The sequence below is a fragment of the Arcticibacterium sp. GJ41-1 genome (genome assembly GCF_055808875.1).
Genome location: NZ_CM147888.1, coordinates 511,295 through 527,996, shown reverse-complemented (window position 1 = coordinate 527,996; position 16,702 = coordinate 511,295). Strand labels below are relative to the sequence as shown.

The following is a 16,702-nucleotide window of genomic DNA, read 5'->3' as shown; positions in this document are numbered from 1 at the left end:
AGAAAAATATATGTTTGACAGAATAACACCCGTAGTAAAACAGCTCCTTATAGCTAATGTAGTTGTATTTATACTATCGAATCTTGCAGATCAATTTTTTTACTCAAATTTTGCATTCTTCAACCCGATATTACCTAATAACGAACAACTTTTCAATCCTAACTTTAAGGTTTGGCAGGTGTTAACCTACATGTTTATGCATGGTGGCGTAGGACATATTTTCAGCAATATGTTTGGGCTTTTCATCTTTGGTTCAACCCTTGAAACCTTCATGGGTTCAAAGAAGTTTTTGACGTATTACATAATTACAGGAGTAGGTGCAGCCTTATTAAACTCGATGCTTAATACATATGAGATGTCGCAGCTGATAGTAAACTCTGAACCATATTGGAGACAAGCCGTCACACCAATGGTAGGGGCATCAGGAGCTATTTTCGGAATACTAGTGGCATTTGGCGTTCTATTCCCTAATGTAGAACTGATGCTTTTATTCTTCCCTATGCCTATTAAAGCAAAATATTTTGTAATTTTATATGGTCTCTATGAACTTTATGCTGGTACAGCTGGTCTTCAGCAGGGCGTAGCACATTTTGCACATATTGGTGGTTTAATAACTGGCTTCGTGTTATTAAAATTTTTCGGATTCGACGAGCGTCAGGGTCATAATTTTCGTAGATGGTAAAGGGTACTGTTTTATATGAAAGAAAATGGGAAGTATAAAAGATGACATAAGGCAAGCTTTTAGCAGAGGAAATGGTACCGGCGTACAGCTGATACTGATTAATGCTTTTGTGTTTGTGGCTTATTTTTTAGTCAAACTCATCCTATCTATGACGCCAGAAACTAGTCAACTAGTGGCTGGCATCAATCAAAACATTTATCTTAATGCAGAGCTGCCACAGCTCGTTTTACATCCATGGAGCCTTTTCACTTTTGGTTTTGTCAATGCTTCATTTTTCTCCTTTCTCTTTAATTGCATTGCCCTATATTGGTTTGGCTCTTTAATTCAAGATTTTATAGGAAACCGAAAACTGGTCAATATTTACCTACTAGGTTACATTTTTGCCGGAGTTTCTTATATCCTTTTTTATAACCTAATTGGCATGTCAAAAGCCACCATTAGTATGTCGGCTTTGGCTCCTGGTGCCACAGCCGCTGTATACGCGGTTATGTTTGCCACCATCACACTTATACCTGATTATGAACTGTTCCTCTTCAGAAGGTTCAGCGTAAAAATAAAATACTTAGCTGTCATCTTTTTGGTGTTCTCGTTTATGACACCTGATGCTGGCTTGATGAATTTGGGCGGAGCATTTCTGGGCTACTTATATATCAAATTGCTCCGAACAGGTGTGGATTTAGGTTCTCCTTTTGAAGCTTTCCAAGAATGGTTAAGCAGCTTAACCAAACCGAAGGAGACTAATAAAAACTTCAAAGCCAAAAAGTTTAGCCACTCTACCGTGGGTCAGTCTATGGCTTATCATAACACCGAAGAAACAGACTATGCCAACGAACAAGAAGAGGTAGACGCCCTTCTTGACAAGATTGGAACTTCTGGCTACAAGAGCCTTACTTTAGAAGAAAAAGAACGACTTTATAAAGCTTCGCAAAGCGACAAACTCTAGGTTTTTTACGAGGCTGCATCCTATCCTCTGGTTTCTTCGTACATTTGTCACAACTCACACGTGGCTCAAATTTGGCCACTAGCTTAAAATGCCCCTTTATGTTTATTGAGCCTGGCGAATTATTGAACAAAGTAAATAGCCCTGAAGACCTCAGGAAGCTTAGCAAAGACCAATTACCACAGTTTTGTGACGAACTCCGTCAATACATTATTGACACGGTTTCTATCAATGGCGGACACTTTGGAGCCAGCTTAGGGGTAGTAGAACTTACTGCCGCATTACATTATGTATTTAACACTCCTGATGACAAACTAGTATGGGATGTAGGCCACCAAGCCTATGGTCATAAAATCATTACGGAAAGAAGAGATAAATTTTTCACCAACCGTATTTATGGAGGTCTTTCTGGTTTCCCTAAGATATCTGAAAGCAAGTATGACGCTTTTGGCGTAGGGCATTCGTCTACTTCTATTTCTGCAGCTTTAGGGATGGCCGTTGGCTCAAACCACAATGGTGACAAAAATGCTCAGCACATTGCCGTTATTGGCGATGGAGCATTAACCGCAGGACTTGCCTTTGAAGGTATGAACCATGCAGGCTCTTTAAAAGATGCTAACATACTCATTATACTCAATGACAACTGCATGTCTATTGACCCTAATGTAGGGGCTCTCAGAGAATATTTGACAGATATTACTACCTCAAAATCTTATAATAAGGTTAAAGAGGATGTTTGGAATCTTTTAGGCAAAATGAGCCATTTTGGCAAAAGTGCTAGAGAGATAGTTCAAAAAATAGAAAATGCGATGAAGGGTGCTGTTCTTGGTAACAGCAATTTCTTTGAAGCATTAAATTTAAGATACTTTGGCCCTGTGGACGGTCACGACATAGACCACATGGTGCATGTCATGGAAGACCTGAAAAACATTCCTGGCCCAAAAATATTACACTGCATCACCAAAAAAGGTAAAGGCTATGAGCCCGCAGAAAAAGACCAAACTAAATGGCATGCTCCAGGTCTTTTTGATAAACTTACTGGTGAAATTAAGCAGGTAGCTTCTCCTACGCCACAAGCTCCAAAATACCAAGTTGTTTTTGGAAAAACGATAGTAGAATTAGCAGAAAAGAACAGTAAGATAGTTGGGGTAACACCTGCCATGCCATCTGGCTCCTCATTAAATATTATGATGGATGCTATGCCAGATAGGGCTTTTGATGTAGCTATAGCGGAGCAGCACGCCGTAACTTTCTCCGCAGGAATGGCCACAAAAGGCTTAACTGTATTTTGTAACATCTACTCCACATTTATGCAGCGTGCTTATGACCAAGTCATTCACGATGTATGTTTACAGGGTTTACCTGTGATTTTCTGTTTAGACAGAGCTGGCTTTGCTGGTGCAGACGGGCCAACGCACCACGGTGCCTATGATTTGGCTTTTATGCGATGCATACCAAACATGATAGTTTCTGCTCCGATGAACGAAGAAGAGCTTAGAAACTTGATGTTTACGGCCCAGTCGGATAAAATTCAATCAGGGAAAGATGCTTTCACCATTAGATACCCAAGAGGAAAGGGTGTGATGGTAGACTGGAAGCTTCCTATGCAAGAAATAGAAGTAGGAAAAGGCAGAAAGCTTAAAGATGGTGAAGATATCGCCATATTGAGTATTGGTCATATTGGAAATTCTGCATTAAAAGCAGCCAAGGAATTGGAGAAAGAAGGTTTATCTGTAGCACATTACGACCTTCGTTTTGTGAAACCTTTAGACGAAGAAATGCTTCATGAAGTATTCTCTAAATTTTCAAAAGTAATAACAGTAGAAGACGGTTGCCTACAAGGTGGCATGGGCTCAGCTGTTTTAGAGTTTATGATAGACCACGGCTATACTGCTCAAGTAAAACGCTTAGGTATACCTGACAGACTGGTAGAACACGGCGAACAAGCAGAACTTCAAGCAGAATGTGGTTTTGACCAAGAAGGCATACAAAAGGCTTGTTTGGCTATGCTTGCTGCTAAAACCTTGGCCTAGTTTGAGATGCTTCACTTACAATCCGTAAGTTTAAGAAACCTTCCCGAAGAAGAGGAATTCCCTTTTACGCTTCCGCTTATCAAAGATTTGGAGCCTATAATCTTCAATAAGAACATCACGTTTTTTGTTGGTGAAAACGGTGCAGGAAAATCAACCATTCTAGAAGCTATAGCCTATAAACTTAATGTTCCCGTGGCAGGTACTGCCAGTGTGGAAATTGACCCAATGCTAGAAAATGCAAGGAAACTGGGCAAATACCTCAGCGTAAGACAAGCTTCAAAGTCATCTCGTGGTTTCTTTCTGAGAGCAGAAGACTTTATAGGCTTTGTAAAGAATATTCAAAGACAAATAGTTGGTCTTAACAGTGAGATAGATGAAATTAAAAACACTTGGACTGGCGGAGACATCACCTTAGCACTTGGAGCGGTAGAAGGCGAAAAGAAAGCCTTGATAGACCGATACGGTGAAGACTTAGATGCCATGAGCCATGGCGAAGGTTTCTTGAAATTTTTCCTTTCTAGAATAACCGGCAAAGGCGTTTACCTTATAGATGAGCCCGAAGCCGCCTTATCTCCTACTCGCTTACTTTCACTAATCTCCCTTATTCGCCAAAAAGTAAATGATGTGGATGCTCAGTTTATAATAGCCACACATTCCCCCATCATCATGGCCATACCAGAAGCGGAAATCCTACATTTCAAAGATGGTAAAATAGCCCCTATTGCTTATCGAGAAACTGAGCATTACACGCTGACTAAATCATTTTTGGAGAACCCTGAAGTGTTTTTGAGGGAGTTGTGAAATTCTATTAGTTAGTCTGAACAAGATGGCAAACCGCGACAAACTAATTGCTATTAACACTTCTGAAGTTAAACCCCATTTAAATGTTTCTTTCTACCTTAGATCTTTAAACAACCAAAAACACACAGACAGATGGAAACAATCGAATTTGAAGCACCTAAATACTATCCCTCAGACAAATTTACTCCAACAACTGGGCAGTATCTCATTTTCATAAGTAATAAACTCTCAATCCCTGAAATAGGTCTTTACACAAACACCGCTGGCTTTCAAAACTTAGTTGGAGAAAAAGTAAATCCTACTTTTTGGGCATACGCGGGCTCATCGTTTGGTGTCGACCTAAAATTATAGAGAAATCATGGATTTCAAGTTTAAGGATAGACGTAAGTTTGAGCGGTTGATTCCTTCTTTGAAAGAAGTACGTGCTTTTGAAAAGGAAATTACTAATTCGAATATATTAGGGGACGATTTTTCTTACTTTAAAAACATTTTGAATCAAATTGTACCTACAGATCTAACTTATGCTGGTCAGTCAATGGAGACTCCCTTTCCAATATTATATCGAGCTAGTTCTTTTGACGTTTTCCAGAAGGAAAATCTTTCTGACATTACAACGAAATCTTTTTCACATCCTCCAAAACAAAAATGCACTAACTTTCAAAGGTGCAATATTCTAAAATACCCAGTACTATATCTCGCCGGTGATATCTATACTGCTGGAAAAGAAGCTAGAATCCAAATTGGTCAAAAAGTATATATTTCAATCTGGGAATACCCTCATGAAATTCGACCAAAATACATAAATTTCATTGGAGAGCCAGCTCCAAACTCCACTATTGAATACCAAGCACATTGTAAAGCTTTTTATCAAATTCAAGAGCAATTGATAACAGGACTTTCCAAAAGCAAAAGAAAGAGTATTAAAATGATAAATGCTTTAGTCTTTGATTTGTTCACCAAACAATCGAACTATAAGTGGAGCTCTGCCTTAGCTCATATTAAATTATACGAAAAGGAATATGCAGATATTTTAATATATCCAGGCATCGCATCTGACAAACAAAGTGTCTGCTATGCAATACACCCTAAAGCATTACAGACAAAAAAGTTAACAATCAAAGAAGTATGGTTAATTGAGGTAAAAGATTATTTTCGATGTAATGAAATCACTTTCGACTTGATAAAAAAAGGAATACCCGTAAAGGGCTCAGATGAGCTTAAATGGCTCAACTAATAGCCTATAAATATACCTTTACTATCATTCCCTGTGCTCCTTATCCTCCGAAATTAGTTACAACATTTTTTCCATTTATAAATAAAAAAGAGAATACTACAATCGATTTAAGGGAGTTATAACCTATTCCTGCTCCTTAGTACGTTTCTCAGCTAACTTATTAATACCAAACATTAAAGCTCCCGAGGCTATCATGGATACTATCACTACGCCGCCCAACAAAGGATAATTTTCTACAAAACCATCGGTACGCTGCACCACTATCAAACCTGCTATGGCGGAGGCTATTCCACCAGAAATTTGAGAAACGGATGAGTTAATACTCATAAATGCCCCTCTATCTTTTAAATCAGGAATGGCCGTAATAAGTGATGAAGATGCTATCATTCGGGCATTAATGCCTAAAAACAGAATGACGTTTAGCACTAAAATTACCCAGAAAGGTGTCACGCCTAAATTAGTGTAAATCCCCACCAAGATAATTCCTAAAACCGTCCCAAATATAAAGACTTTGAGTCTTCCGAATTTGTCTGCCATTTTACCTAGAATAGGACCAAAAACTATAGTAAAAACACCAGTTATTCCATAAAGTAATGGCAGCTCTTCTAGGGTTATTCCGAGATTATTAATTCCGTAAGTAGAGCCAAAAGGCATCAACATAAACCCACCAGTAGCTAATAAAGTTGTGGCTAAAAACACCCTAATATAATCTGGATTTGACACTGTACTGAACAGGTGGCTAATCGGGTTTTGTCCCTTACTAGCTTCTAAGTGGGTATTTATTGGCCTAATTTTCCAAACCATCACTATACCTACCAATATTCCCACTATCACAATCATCCAGAAACTAGAATGCCAGCCATAATTATTTGCCAAATATAGCCCTATGGGTAAGCCTAGAATTTGCGAAGCTGCAAAAGCCATTTGGGTAAAACCCATTACTCTTCCACGTACTTTAAGTTCGAAAATGTCGGTAATAATAGCGAAACCTATGGAGCCAATTACACCACCAAAAACACCCGTGAAGATACGAGCCGCAAGAAGCATGGGATAGGTATTGGCAGAAGCACATAAACCCGTACCAATCAAAAATCCTACATAAAAGAAGAGTAGCAACTTTTTGCGGTCAAACTTATCAGCAAAACCTGCCGCCAAAATCCCAGAAATACCTGCACTAAAAGCATAACCAGACACTACCCAGCCAAACTGAGCGGTGGTAATGTTCATTTCTGGTATAAGGATGGCACCCAAAGGCGACAATACCATAAAATCTAAAATGACAGTAAACTGAATAAAAGCCAAAATGGCAATCATGAATACCTGATAGCGAGTAAAAACTCTTTCTTTCTTCATTAATAATTTTAACAGCTTGGCTTTGTTTTAAGCCCCTTAAAATGTCTTTTAATAATAAGGTGGTACAATAATTATTTTTCGCGGTAGCTATTAATCTCTTTTGGAAGAAACATTTCAATATCCCCTTGAAAAGGCAAAGGTAACTTTTAATTATTGAGTGCTCTATGTTGAAACTTATTTAACCTATGCAAATAATGAGCTCACCATATGTTGCGAACAAGTTGCGAATTATGCCGCCTGTGTCACATTCTCCACATATCCCTAAAAAATAAGGTGGGGAACAAGTATTTAGGAATAGACTCCAAACTAAAACAATTAAGAAATGAAAAAACTACTTTCTATATCAGCTGTACTTATCGCTCTAATAACCATTCCTAACCTGGCTAAGGCTCAAGACACCTCATGGGGGCCAATGATTGGAGTCAATGGTTCTAGCATTCCTGATTTCCCATTAAGTGCTAATAAAACTGGTGTAAACCTAGGTGCCTTTTTAAATCATTCTAAACATGAGCATTTGGGTCTTAAAGTAGAGGCCTTTTACTCACAAATGGGCTCTAACTTTAACGGGTTTGAAGACAAAATAGAAATGCATTATTTCCAAGTGCCTGTGTACGGGGTTTGGTATTTGAACGATAAAGGAAACGACTTCCGTCCAAAAATCATGTTAGGGCCTTACTTAGGTTTTCTTGCAGGAGCGTCGGGTTCAAATACGAGTGGAAACAATTTCTCTGGAGAAAATTTCAAAAGTATAGACTTTGGTGGTAAAGCCGCTGCTGGCTTTAACTGGAAGCTTAATCCTAAAATGTGGTTAAATACAGAGTTTTACTATGGCGGTAGCTTCGCAAATATTTACAAAACAGATATCATTAATATCAAAAATCAAAACCTCGGATTAAACCTTGGTCTAAGTTTTCCTGTCAAATAAGTCTCAATACGTAAACCCAAGTACTTCAAGTATTTGGGTTTATTTTTTACCCTAAACCCAAATTTCTTTACTTAAACTTAATACTCAAGTCCACTCAAAACTTACCAATAAACTTCAGAAAGCTGTAAATTAGGCTCACAATTAAAAAAGACCCTAGACAGCCATGAAGATAAAAAGCTTTTTATTACTCCTACTTTTCTTTCCTTTTTTAGGGAAATCTCAAACGACAGAAAAATTTCTAGTTCAGCCATATTTACAAGACGCTGAGCCTAACTCCATAAAAATCTTGTGGGAAACCTCCACAGGGGAAGAAAGCATTGTACAGTATGGCCTAAGCCCTAAACTTGGTAAGAAAGAGATTGGCTCAGCCCATGACATCAATTTTAGCGAGTCCAGAGTACATGAGGTAAAACTAAAAGATTTAAAAAGGTTAACCACTTATTACTATAGGGTAAAAACGGGTAAAATCCTTTCTGATATTTATCAATTCAAAACACCCCCATTTGCATCAGACCGCCAGTCTTTCAACTTGATTGCCATGAGCGACATGCAAAGAGACCATAACAATCCTGAAAAATTTGCTGAGGTGGTGAATGATGGTATTTTAAAATACATGGAAAAGGAGTTTGATGGTGCTGTGCCAGAAAACTTGGCTTTAGTTCTAATTCCAGGAGACTTAGTAGCTACAGGTACAGAATATGACCAATGGCAAAATGAGTTTTTCAATCCTGCCGAAAAGCTTTTTTCACAGGTTCCTGTATATCCTGTTTTAGGCAATCATGAGAAAAACTCGACCTTCTATTTCAAGTATTTCAGTTTGCCAGAAAATGGCACAGCAGGGTATGCAGAACACTGGTGGTACAAAGACTACGGAAACACTAGAATAATAGGCTTAAACTCAAACGATGGCTACAGAGACACCCCAGAGCAATACAAGTGGTTACAGAAGGTGCTAGATAAGACTGCGGAAAACGAAGATATTGATTTCGTATTTGCACAGCTCCATCATCCATTCAAATCTGAACTGTGGATTCCTGGCGAAGAGGAGTTCAGTGGTAAAGTGGTTAAATTGCTAGAAGATTTCTCTACCAAAACAGGTAAGCCAAGCATACATTTCTTTGGTCATACACACGGTTACTCTCGTGGTCAGTCTAAGAATCACAAGCATTTATGGATTAACGTAGCCTCAGCAGGTGGAGCTATTGATAATTGGGGAGAATTTGAAGGGCGAGATTATGATGAATTTACAAACACACAAGACGAATACGGTTTTGTGATGGTAGAGATAGATGCCAATAAGGAAAATCCAAAATTCACGGTCAAAAGGCTTAGTCGTGGCAACGAAAACATTGAAAGAGATAATGAACAAACCGACGAGATAACCATCTATAAAAAAGAGAGAAAGCCTAATACGCCTAAAGCACTTTCGCCTACTGGAGATGAGGTTGCTGGTAAATATGGTACATTGCTAAAAGCAGCCCCTTTTAAAAGTAGTTTTGCTTCAGCGGCTCACACAGCATCAAACTGGCAACTAGCAGAAAACGAAAACTTCGAAAACCTAGCACTAGATAGCTGGAAACAATCTGAAAACTGGTATTACATGGAAAACCGTCAAAAGAACGATGATTTGACAGATGAAATCACCAAGAGGTTAAAGCCAAGCACCACCTATTTTTGGCGAGTTCGCTATAGAGACCAAAACCTAAACTGGAGTGATTGGTCAGAGACCCAATCATTTAAAACTAAAGAATACTAATCAGACATTCCTCCATAAAAAAGCAGAGCCTCCCAAAAAGGGGCTCTGCTTTCATATAATAGCAAACTATTACGCTTTCCTTACAAACTCCGACTTTAAGCCCATAGAGCCAAAGCCTACTATTTTACAGTCAATATTATGGTCGCCGTCGGTCAAACGAATGTTTTTAACCTTTGTTCCCGCTTTCACTGGCTTTGGAGCACCCTTTACTGGTAAATCTTTAATGATAACTACGCTATCACCGTCTTGCAGCACATTTCCATTAGAGTCCAACACTTGGCCTTCTTGGCTTTCTAATTCTTCTTCCGTCACTTCGTCAGGATTCCACTCATGGAAACACTCCGGACAAACCAATAAACTATCCATAGGATAAGTATACTCGCATTTGCATTTAGGACATGGAGGGAATTCGCTCATTTTTAATCAGGGTTTTTGTTCACACAAAGATACAATTTTAAAGCTTTATTTCACTCAAAAAAAGGAGCCCTTAAAACAAAAAAGGGCTGCGTTGATATTAAATCAACACAGCCCTTCTAAATTCTAAATAAGTATTAAAGCTTATTTCTTAGCACCAGCTACAGCTACTTCAGCAGCCTTAAGACCAGCGTCTTTCTCTTTCAAAAGCTGTCTTTGCATAGCATCAACCACGATAGGAGCAGCAATATAAAGCGAAGAATAAGTTCCTACTATAACTCCCAAGAACATAGCGAAGATAAAGCCACGAATGGTTTCACCACCGAATATCAAAAGAATAAGTAATACTAATAAAGTAGCAATACCTGTTACGGCCGTTCTACTCAAAGTACTGTTCAAGGCATTATTAATAACCTTAACAATATCTTCTTTGGCTTTGCTCTTGTCGTTTAGGTACTCACGTACACGGTCAAAAACTACCACGGTATCATTCATAGAATAACCCATCAGTGTTAACACCGCACCTACAAAAGCCTGATCTACATCTAAAGAGAATGGCAAGATGCCATTGAAAATAGAGAAGATACCAAGTATCACCAATACATCATGGAATACCGCAACCACAGCACCAAAACTAAAGGCCACACTACGGAATCTTACATAAATGTATATGAAAGTTAATATCAAGGAATAAAGAATGGCTTTCAGCGAGTTCCAAATAGTGTCATTCGCAATAGTAGGTCCTACTTTAGAAGAACTAACCACCTCCCCATGATTTCCATTTAAACTAGTTACTACACCGTTTATCTGATCTTGAATTTGTAACTCTACATTAGGGTCTGTGTTATCAATTTCATACGCTGTAGTAATTTTAACTTGGTCAAAACCACCAAACGTTTTTACCTCTGCAGTGAAACCTGCATTTTCCATCGCTTGTCTTACGTCTTCTGTTTTAACAGAGTTTTCAAATTTGGCAACATAAGTTCTACCTCCTTTAAAATCAACACCAAGACCAAAGCCTCTAATACCAATAGAAACAGCACCTGCAATGATAATAGCACCAGAAATCATATAAAAGACTCTACGCTTATTAACGAAATCAATGTCAGTATCCTTAAACATTTTCTCTGTCCAAGCAGTAAAGAAAGTCACTGTTTTACCTTTCTTGATATAGTGCTCAAACACTAAACGCGAAATGAAGATGGCACAGAAAAGAGAAGTGAAAATACCAATCAAAAGAGTGGTAGCAAATCCAAGAACCAAACCAGTACCGAAGATAAATAAGATTATACCGGTAATTAAAGTAGTAACGTTAGAGTCAATAATTGACGGCATCGCAAATTTAAAACCGTTTCTTACAGCAGTAGCAAAAGGTTTCCCTTCGTCCAGTTCTTCTTTTATTCGTTCATAAATAAGTACGTTGGCATCTACCGCCATACCTACAGAAAGTACCATACCTGCAATACCAGGAAGTGTTAATGTAGCACCAAAAGACGCCATCACACCTAAAAGCAAAATAAGGTTGACAATAAGGGCAAGGTTAGCAATCCAACCTGCTTTGTTATAATAAACCAATACAAAAATCAATACCGCTAATAAACCTACAAGTGATGAAATCACACCGGCTCTTACAGCACTCTCACCTACTGAGGCTCCTACTATAGCTTCTTCAATAATGTGTGTTGGAGCAGGAAGCTTACCCGCTTTAAGAACGTTTGCAAGGTCACTTGCTTCTTCTAAAGTAAAGTTTCCAGAGATGCTAGAGTTACCACCTGTAATCTCTTGGTTTACATTAGGAGCAGAATAAACATAGTTATCAAGTAAGATAGCTACTCTTTGACCAACATTAGCTGCAGTTAAATCTCTCCACTTTCTAGAACCAGTAGCATTCATTTGCATGCTAACATCTGGCTGACCTGTAGTAGGGTCATAATCTTGACGTGCATTTGAAATCACATCTCCCTCTAAAGGAGCATGACCCAAATCTTTAACCATGTATAAACTAACTAACTCTTCGTTAGTTGTTTCGTTCATAAACGCTTTAACGTCATAAACAAAACTAAGATTAGCTGGGAATAACTGACGCACCGCTGGTCTGTGTAAGATTTCATTCACTTTTGAAGAATCTTTTGTTCTTACCATTAAGCCACCTTGACCGCCAATAAACAAGCTACTGAAAGCATTGTTTGACAATAAAGAATCAGCTCCAAGCCCACCTGTACTATCAGAACTTCCTGTAAGTTGAGAAGCTAAGTCGCCAGCAGAAGAAGATGTATCTGTACTTGATACAGCAGGAGCACTAGTAGCAAGTTTCTCTAAATTTTTAGTTTGCTCTTCTAAATCAAGCTGAGATAGGTAAGCAGAAAACGCTTCTAAAGATGTTCCGATTTCTTGTGGCTCGTAAACCTCGCAAAACTCTAACTTCGCTGCACCAGAAAGTAATTTTCTTACACGCTGCGGATTATCAATACCCGGAAGCTCCACCTGAATTCTATTTGTTCCAGATAGTCTTTGAAGGTTTGCATTAGCCACACCAAACTTATCTACACGTGTTTGGATAATGTTAAAGGCACGGTCAAAAGCTCCATCTACCTCGTCTTTTACATAATTAGTAACCTCTGAATCTGTAGAGTTTAAGCCTAACTCACCTCTGTTAGACGCTGTAGAGAATACTCTTGCTAATGGCACATTAGGAGCCAATGCTTTAAAGTCGCTTACAAAAAGGTCTACAAAGTGGTCAGAGCTAGTTATTGCTTTTTCAGAAGCACTTTCAATAGCCTGAGCTACTCTTGGGTCTCTTGAACCACTTGCTAGTGACTTAACGATATCGTTAGGAGAAACTTCAAGAATTACGTGCATTCCACCTTGAAGGTCAAGACCTAAACCTAATTCTTGCTTAGTTAAATCTTCTAATGTAGTTCCTAAGAAAACAGGTTGTTTCCAAAGAGAATCTAAATAACGTTGTTTTACTTGTCTGTCTACGTTACCGTCTGCAGTCATGGCCGCAACCTCTGCATCATTTCTAATACTATTGGCCTTGTAAGTTCTGACCAAATAATAAACACTAACCGCCAAGAAAATGGCTACCAGCGTTAAAATTCCACCTCTATTTCTCATATTTTTAATTTTGCCCCTATTGAAAGACTTTTTGTGTTACAGGTAATCCGTGGGGTATTCAGACACCTCAAATGTTTTGATTTAATAAAATTGGAGTTTAATGACTGTTAGGAAAAACAATCATTTACAGCACTCAGGGTGCATTAATAGCTATATGAAGCTCAAAAAGCTTATCAAAATAAGAATGCTTAAATATTGGCTTTACAAAATTAGCAACAACGTCACTAAGCGGTAAAAACTTAACTGTAGGGCTAAGTAAAAAAACTAAGTCGCTATTAAAACTAAAAGCATTAGAAGGAATAACTACTTCCGAAGATAACTCACTAAAATAAGTTTGTTCCTCGTCGGGGTCATCGCTATTTTGGTCTGTAGAAACAGACACATCCGTCAAAACCTGCGTACTAAGCAAGCTTTTCGAAAGCACGGCCGTGAGCATAAAAATGCTCATAAAAACGCCGAAGGCTCTAATAATAAGACGGTTTTCTTTCATAATGAAGCCGCAAAGCTACAATCTTTTATCAAAAAAATTCAAATAATATGCCAGATAATTGAACTTATTACCTTTTACTTGATTGCGTTGACCAAAATTTCCTTTTGAAAAAGTACCCGCCAAAAGAAATCACTAGAGTCTGTGCTATCATTACATGTAGCACTATTGCTTGAAAAATAATAGGCATATTCTGTTTCAGAGAGCTTCTGTGGCGTAGCAGTGAAGAGTTCTTTTTGCTTTAAAGAATACGCTAGAGCTTCAATCACTCCTTTCTCCTTTTCGTTTAAAGCAACATAGTTTTCAGGATAAACCTTCTCTATCTTAAGACCTGCTACTCCGTTTAAAGAGTCTAACTGGGTGGTACAGTCTAGTTTCATAAGTAAGCCTTCTACCTCTTTTCCTTTATCATTTAGCACTACCAATACCTCAGATTCGGATACCTTCTTAATTTTGTAAGCATCCATTTGGCTTTTAATCTTAGTTGTATCTAAACGCTCTATGTTATTACAAGACCACAAGCACCCAATGCACAACAAAAAAATAAAATTTCTCATTATATATATTCCTCTCCTACCTCTTTGGCATCCGCCACAAACTGTTTCACTCTTTGTTCGTCTTCCAGTTTACATATCATTAATACATTACCAAACTCTGAAACGATATAACCTTCCAAACCACTTACCACTACTAATTTATCTTTTGGCGTTTTAACTACACAACTTTTAGTGTCGTACACCAATACGTTACCGTCAATAGAGTTTGACTCATTATCTAATTCAGAATTTTCATAAACCGAACGCCATGTACCTAAATCAGACCAGCCAATATCACTTTTCACCACAAAAACATTATCCGCTTTTTCCATGATAGCATTATCAATAGAAATGCTTCTACATCTAGAGTAAGCTGACTCTAAAGACGTAACTTCATTATCGGTATAAAAATCTTTCTGTGCTGCATTAAAAGCCTCCGCCATTTCAGGTAAATACTTTGCAAAAGCCAAGGTTATAGAAGCCGCTGACCAAACAAAAATCCCAGCATTCCAGGCGTAATCACCACTTTCTAAAAACATTTTGGCAAATTCTAAATTAGGCTTCTCTGTAAAAGCCTTTACCTTTTTCACGTCACCATCTGTATCATTAAACTGAATATAGCCATACCCTGTATTTGGGTGTGTAGGTTCTATACCTAACGTAACAAGGGCATCATTATCTTGAGCAAAATCAATTGCTACATTTACTCTTCTTTTAAACTCTTCCTCTTTTAAAATAATATGATCAGCAGGGGCTACCACAATATTTGCGTGAGGATCTTTTTTCTGAATTTTATAGCAGGCATAGCCTATACATGGAGCGGTATTTCTTCTTCCAGGCTCACATAAGACTTGCCCATCAGATAGAAAAGGAAGCTGCTCAAGCGTTAAATCTTTGTATTCACCACCAGTAACTACATAAATATTTTCTTTAGGACATACGCCTTCAAACCTGTCAGCTGTTTGTTGAATAAGTGTTCTACCTGTTCCTAAAACATCATGGAATTGTTTAGGGAAGGTTGTTCTACTGAAAGGCCAGAACCTTGTTCCTACGCCTCCGGCCATTATGACTAAGTAATTATTTTTCATGTTCTTATTTACGGTGAATAGTTTGAGCTGTTTACAAAACTAAGCTTTCTGGTATGCTCTTCCAATAAAATTTCAATACAGAATTAAACTTAAAAACAGCTTATTGCAAGACCCTCATTAGTAGCGTTAAATTTTAACGCACCATAGTACTATTTAAAATAAAATTCCATAATCTGAAATATCAATACAACCAATGCTATGCTTAAAGCATTATAAAGGGCATAAACGTAAATTATTAAAAATGAAAAAGATCCTATTAGTATTAAGTGTATTAAGTTTTATGGCTTGCGAGAACGAAGATGTGGCAAGCGAAGCAATCGATGATGTTGCATTTATTGAAGCAGAAACTTTGGAAGAATTTGACTGTGTAGGTCAACAAGTAGAGAGTCTTCCTTCTATTGAAGATGCCCGTACTATGATAGTAGGAACATGGCAACTAAAAGGAATGATTACTATGATGCCTACCGAAGAAGTTCCAAATATCAAGATTGAGTTTAAAGAAGACGGGGGTGTATTTGTTACTAATGCAGGTGAAAGTGTATTTACAAATGCCTACAGCATCAATGATAATGTTTCTGAAGATGGCTACCGCTCTATAGTAATTACTACAGACGAATTTGGCACCGACCTTAACGACAACAACTTTATAAAGGGAACAATCAGAATTTGTGAAGACGAATTAATGATTGATAACGGTATCGCCTTTGACGCTCCGGGCTATTTGCTTCGCAAAATTTAAGGAATAAAAAGTCTGTTTTTAGAAAGCCGATTGAAGAGAGTTCTTCAGTCGGCTTTTTGCTTTAAGGCAAGTCCATAAATAGCATGATTTACTAAATTGCCCCATTTTTATCGCTCATTAGTCAAAGCTTCGCAAAACGAACACTAAACAGACTTGTTTACAAGCTATTACCATCCCAAAAAAGCCTAAAATCACCTTTTGACTGACAGTCTGATTTGAAAGTTTTTTTATTGAACGGTTGTTCATATACTATAAAAACATATCTTGGAAACAGAGTTTTTACTCAACCCCAAAACCTGACCACCTAAAATGCCTCGAAAATTAGCTGCAATAGCTATCATATATTGCTGTGCTCTACCTCTGTCTTTCGCTCAGAGTTATAATCTAGATAGTCTCCAACTAGTTTTGGAATCTAATGCTCTGAAAGAAATGACATTTGATGAACACATTGAGATACAACGTAGTCTTCCAAACATTGACAAAGAACTAAGCATAGCTTTCGGGAGGGCTCTAAAAAAAAGAGAAGACTTTATGGCAGTGGATAGCCTTAAGGCAAAAGCTTACTTTGAATCTTTCTTTAAACCGAATCTAAAGTGA

Annotated in this window: 16 protein-coding genes; 10 read left to right on the top strand and 6 right to left on the bottom strand. The window is 37.9% G+C overall.

Translation table 11 applies throughout. The features are described 5' to 3' along the window. The first annotated feature begins 10 nt into the window (after positions 1 to 10). The 6 genes from AC0L6O_RS02210 to AC0L6O_RS02185 all read left to right on the top strand — a co-directional run bounded on the left by AC0L6O_RS02210 (position 11) and on the right by AC0L6O_RS02185 (position 5,690). A complete protein-coding gene (locus AC0L6O_RS02210) occupies positions 11 to 682 on the top strand; it encodes a rhomboid family intramembrane serine protease (protein WP_473305976.1) in 672 nt (223 codons plus the stop codon). Between the two features lie 25 nt (positions 683 to 707). Continuing rightward, positions 708 to 1,625: a rhomboid family intramembrane serine protease gene (locus AC0L6O_RS02205; protein ID WP_473305974.1), complete on the top strand. Its 918-nt coding sequence runs from the start codon at positions 708 to 710 to the stop codon at positions 1,623 to 1,625. A 98-nt stretch (positions 1,626 to 1,723) separates the two neighbouring features. Next, on the top strand, positions 1,724 to 3,655 hold the full coding sequence (gene dxs / locus AC0L6O_RS02200; RefSeq protein WP_473305972.1) for a 1-deoxy-D-xylulose-5-phosphate synthase: 1,932 nt from the start codon (positions 1,724 to 1,726) through the stop codon (positions 3,653 to 3,655). A gap of 6 nt (positions 3,656 to 3,661) precedes the next feature. Then, the gene (locus AC0L6O_RS02195; RefSeq protein ID WP_473305970.1) at positions 3,662 to 4,456 is read left to right on the top strand and encodes an AAA family ATPase; all 795 of its coding nucleotides are present in this window, start codon (positions 3,662 to 3,664) and stop codon (positions 4,454 to 4,456) included. Positions 4,457 to 4,588: 132 nt separating this feature from the next. Further along, entirely contained in the window at positions 4,589 to 4,807 is a 219-nt protein-coding gene (locus AC0L6O_RS02190) for a hypothetical protein (RefSeq protein ID WP_473305968.1), read from the top strand. A 7-nt stretch (positions 4,808 to 4,814) separates the two neighbouring features. Further along, on the top strand, positions 4,815 to 5,690 hold the full coding sequence (locus tag AC0L6O_RS02185; RefSeq protein ID WP_473305967.1) for a hypothetical protein: 876 nt from the start codon (positions 4,815 to 4,817) through the stop codon (positions 5,688 to 5,690). Between the two features lie 123 nt (positions 5,691 to 5,813). Here AC0L6O_RS02185 and AC0L6O_RS02180 read toward each other — a convergent pair whose 3' ends face one another. Continuing rightward, entirely contained in the window at positions 5,814 to 7,043 is a 1,230-nt protein-coding gene (locus AC0L6O_RS02180) for an MFS transporter (RefSeq protein WP_473305966.1), read from the bottom strand. Positions 7,044 to 7,365: 322 nt separating this feature from the next. On the opposite strand from AC0L6O_RS02180, the gene AC0L6O_RS02175 reads away from it, so the two are divergent. Together AC0L6O_RS02175 and AC0L6O_RS02170 are read left to right on the top strand one after the other, a co-directional pair. Beyond that, entirely contained in the window at positions 7,366 to 7,968 is a 603-nt protein-coding gene (locus AC0L6O_RS02175; protein WP_473305964.1) for an outer membrane beta-barrel protein, read from the top strand. A gap of 163 nt (positions 7,969 to 8,131) precedes the next feature. Then, complete coding sequence (locus AC0L6O_RS02170) at positions 8,132 to 9,724, top strand: fibronectin type III domain-containing protein (RefSeq protein ID WP_473305963.1); 1,593 nt, start codon at positions 8,132 to 8,134, stop codon at positions 9,722 to 9,724. Positions 9,725 to 9,793: 69 nt separating this feature from the next. Here AC0L6O_RS02170 and AC0L6O_RS02165 read toward each other — a convergent pair whose 3' ends face one another. From AC0L6O_RS02165 to AC0L6O_RS02145, 5 genes are all read right to left on the bottom strand, one after another. Further along, entirely contained in the window at positions 9,794 to 10,141 is a 348-nt protein-coding gene (locus AC0L6O_RS02165; RefSeq protein WP_473305961.1) for a zinc ribbon domain-containing protein YjdM, read from the bottom strand. 141 nt (positions 10,142 to 10,282) lie between these two features. Next, positions 10,283 to 13,255: a protein translocase subunit SecDF gene (gene secDF, locus AC0L6O_RS02160; RefSeq protein ID WP_473305959.1), complete on the bottom strand. Its 2,973-nt coding sequence runs from the start codon at positions 13,253 to 13,255 to the stop codon at positions 10,283 to 10,285. Positions 13,256 to 13,388: 133 nt separating this feature from the next. Next, positions 13,389 to 13,745 carry a hypothetical protein gene (locus tag AC0L6O_RS02155; RefSeq protein WP_473305958.1) on the bottom strand — a complete coding sequence of 119 codons (357 nt, stop codon included), beginning with the start codon at positions 13,743 to 13,745 and terminating at the stop codon, positions 13,389 to 13,391. Between the two features lie 74 nt (positions 13,746 to 13,819). After that, a complete protein-coding gene (locus tag AC0L6O_RS02150; RefSeq protein ID WP_473305956.1) occupies positions 13,820 to 14,209 on the bottom strand; it encodes a hypothetical protein in 390 nt (129 codons plus the stop codon). An 89-nt stretch (positions 14,210 to 14,298) separates the two neighbouring features. Beyond that, positions 14,299 to 15,366: a mannose-1-phosphate guanylyltransferase gene (locus tag AC0L6O_RS02145; protein WP_473305955.1), complete on the bottom strand. Its 1,068-nt coding sequence runs from the start codon at positions 15,364 to 15,366 to the stop codon at positions 14,299 to 14,301. 241 nt (positions 15,367 to 15,607) lie between these two features. Between AC0L6O_RS02145 and AC0L6O_RS02140 the strand changes: the two genes are divergently transcribed. Both AC0L6O_RS02140 and AC0L6O_RS02135 read left to right on the top strand, forming a co-directional pair. Beyond that, on the top strand, positions 15,608 to 16,105 hold the full coding sequence (locus AC0L6O_RS02140; protein WP_473305953.1) for a hypothetical protein: 498 nt from the start codon (positions 15,608 to 15,610) through the stop codon (positions 16,103 to 16,105). Between the two features lie 309 nt (positions 16,106 to 16,414). Beyond that, positions 16,415 to 16,702, top strand: a complete 288-nt coding sequence (locus tag AC0L6O_RS02135; RefSeq protein WP_473305952.1) for a hypothetical protein — start codon at positions 16,415 to 16,417, stop codon at positions 16,700 to 16,702.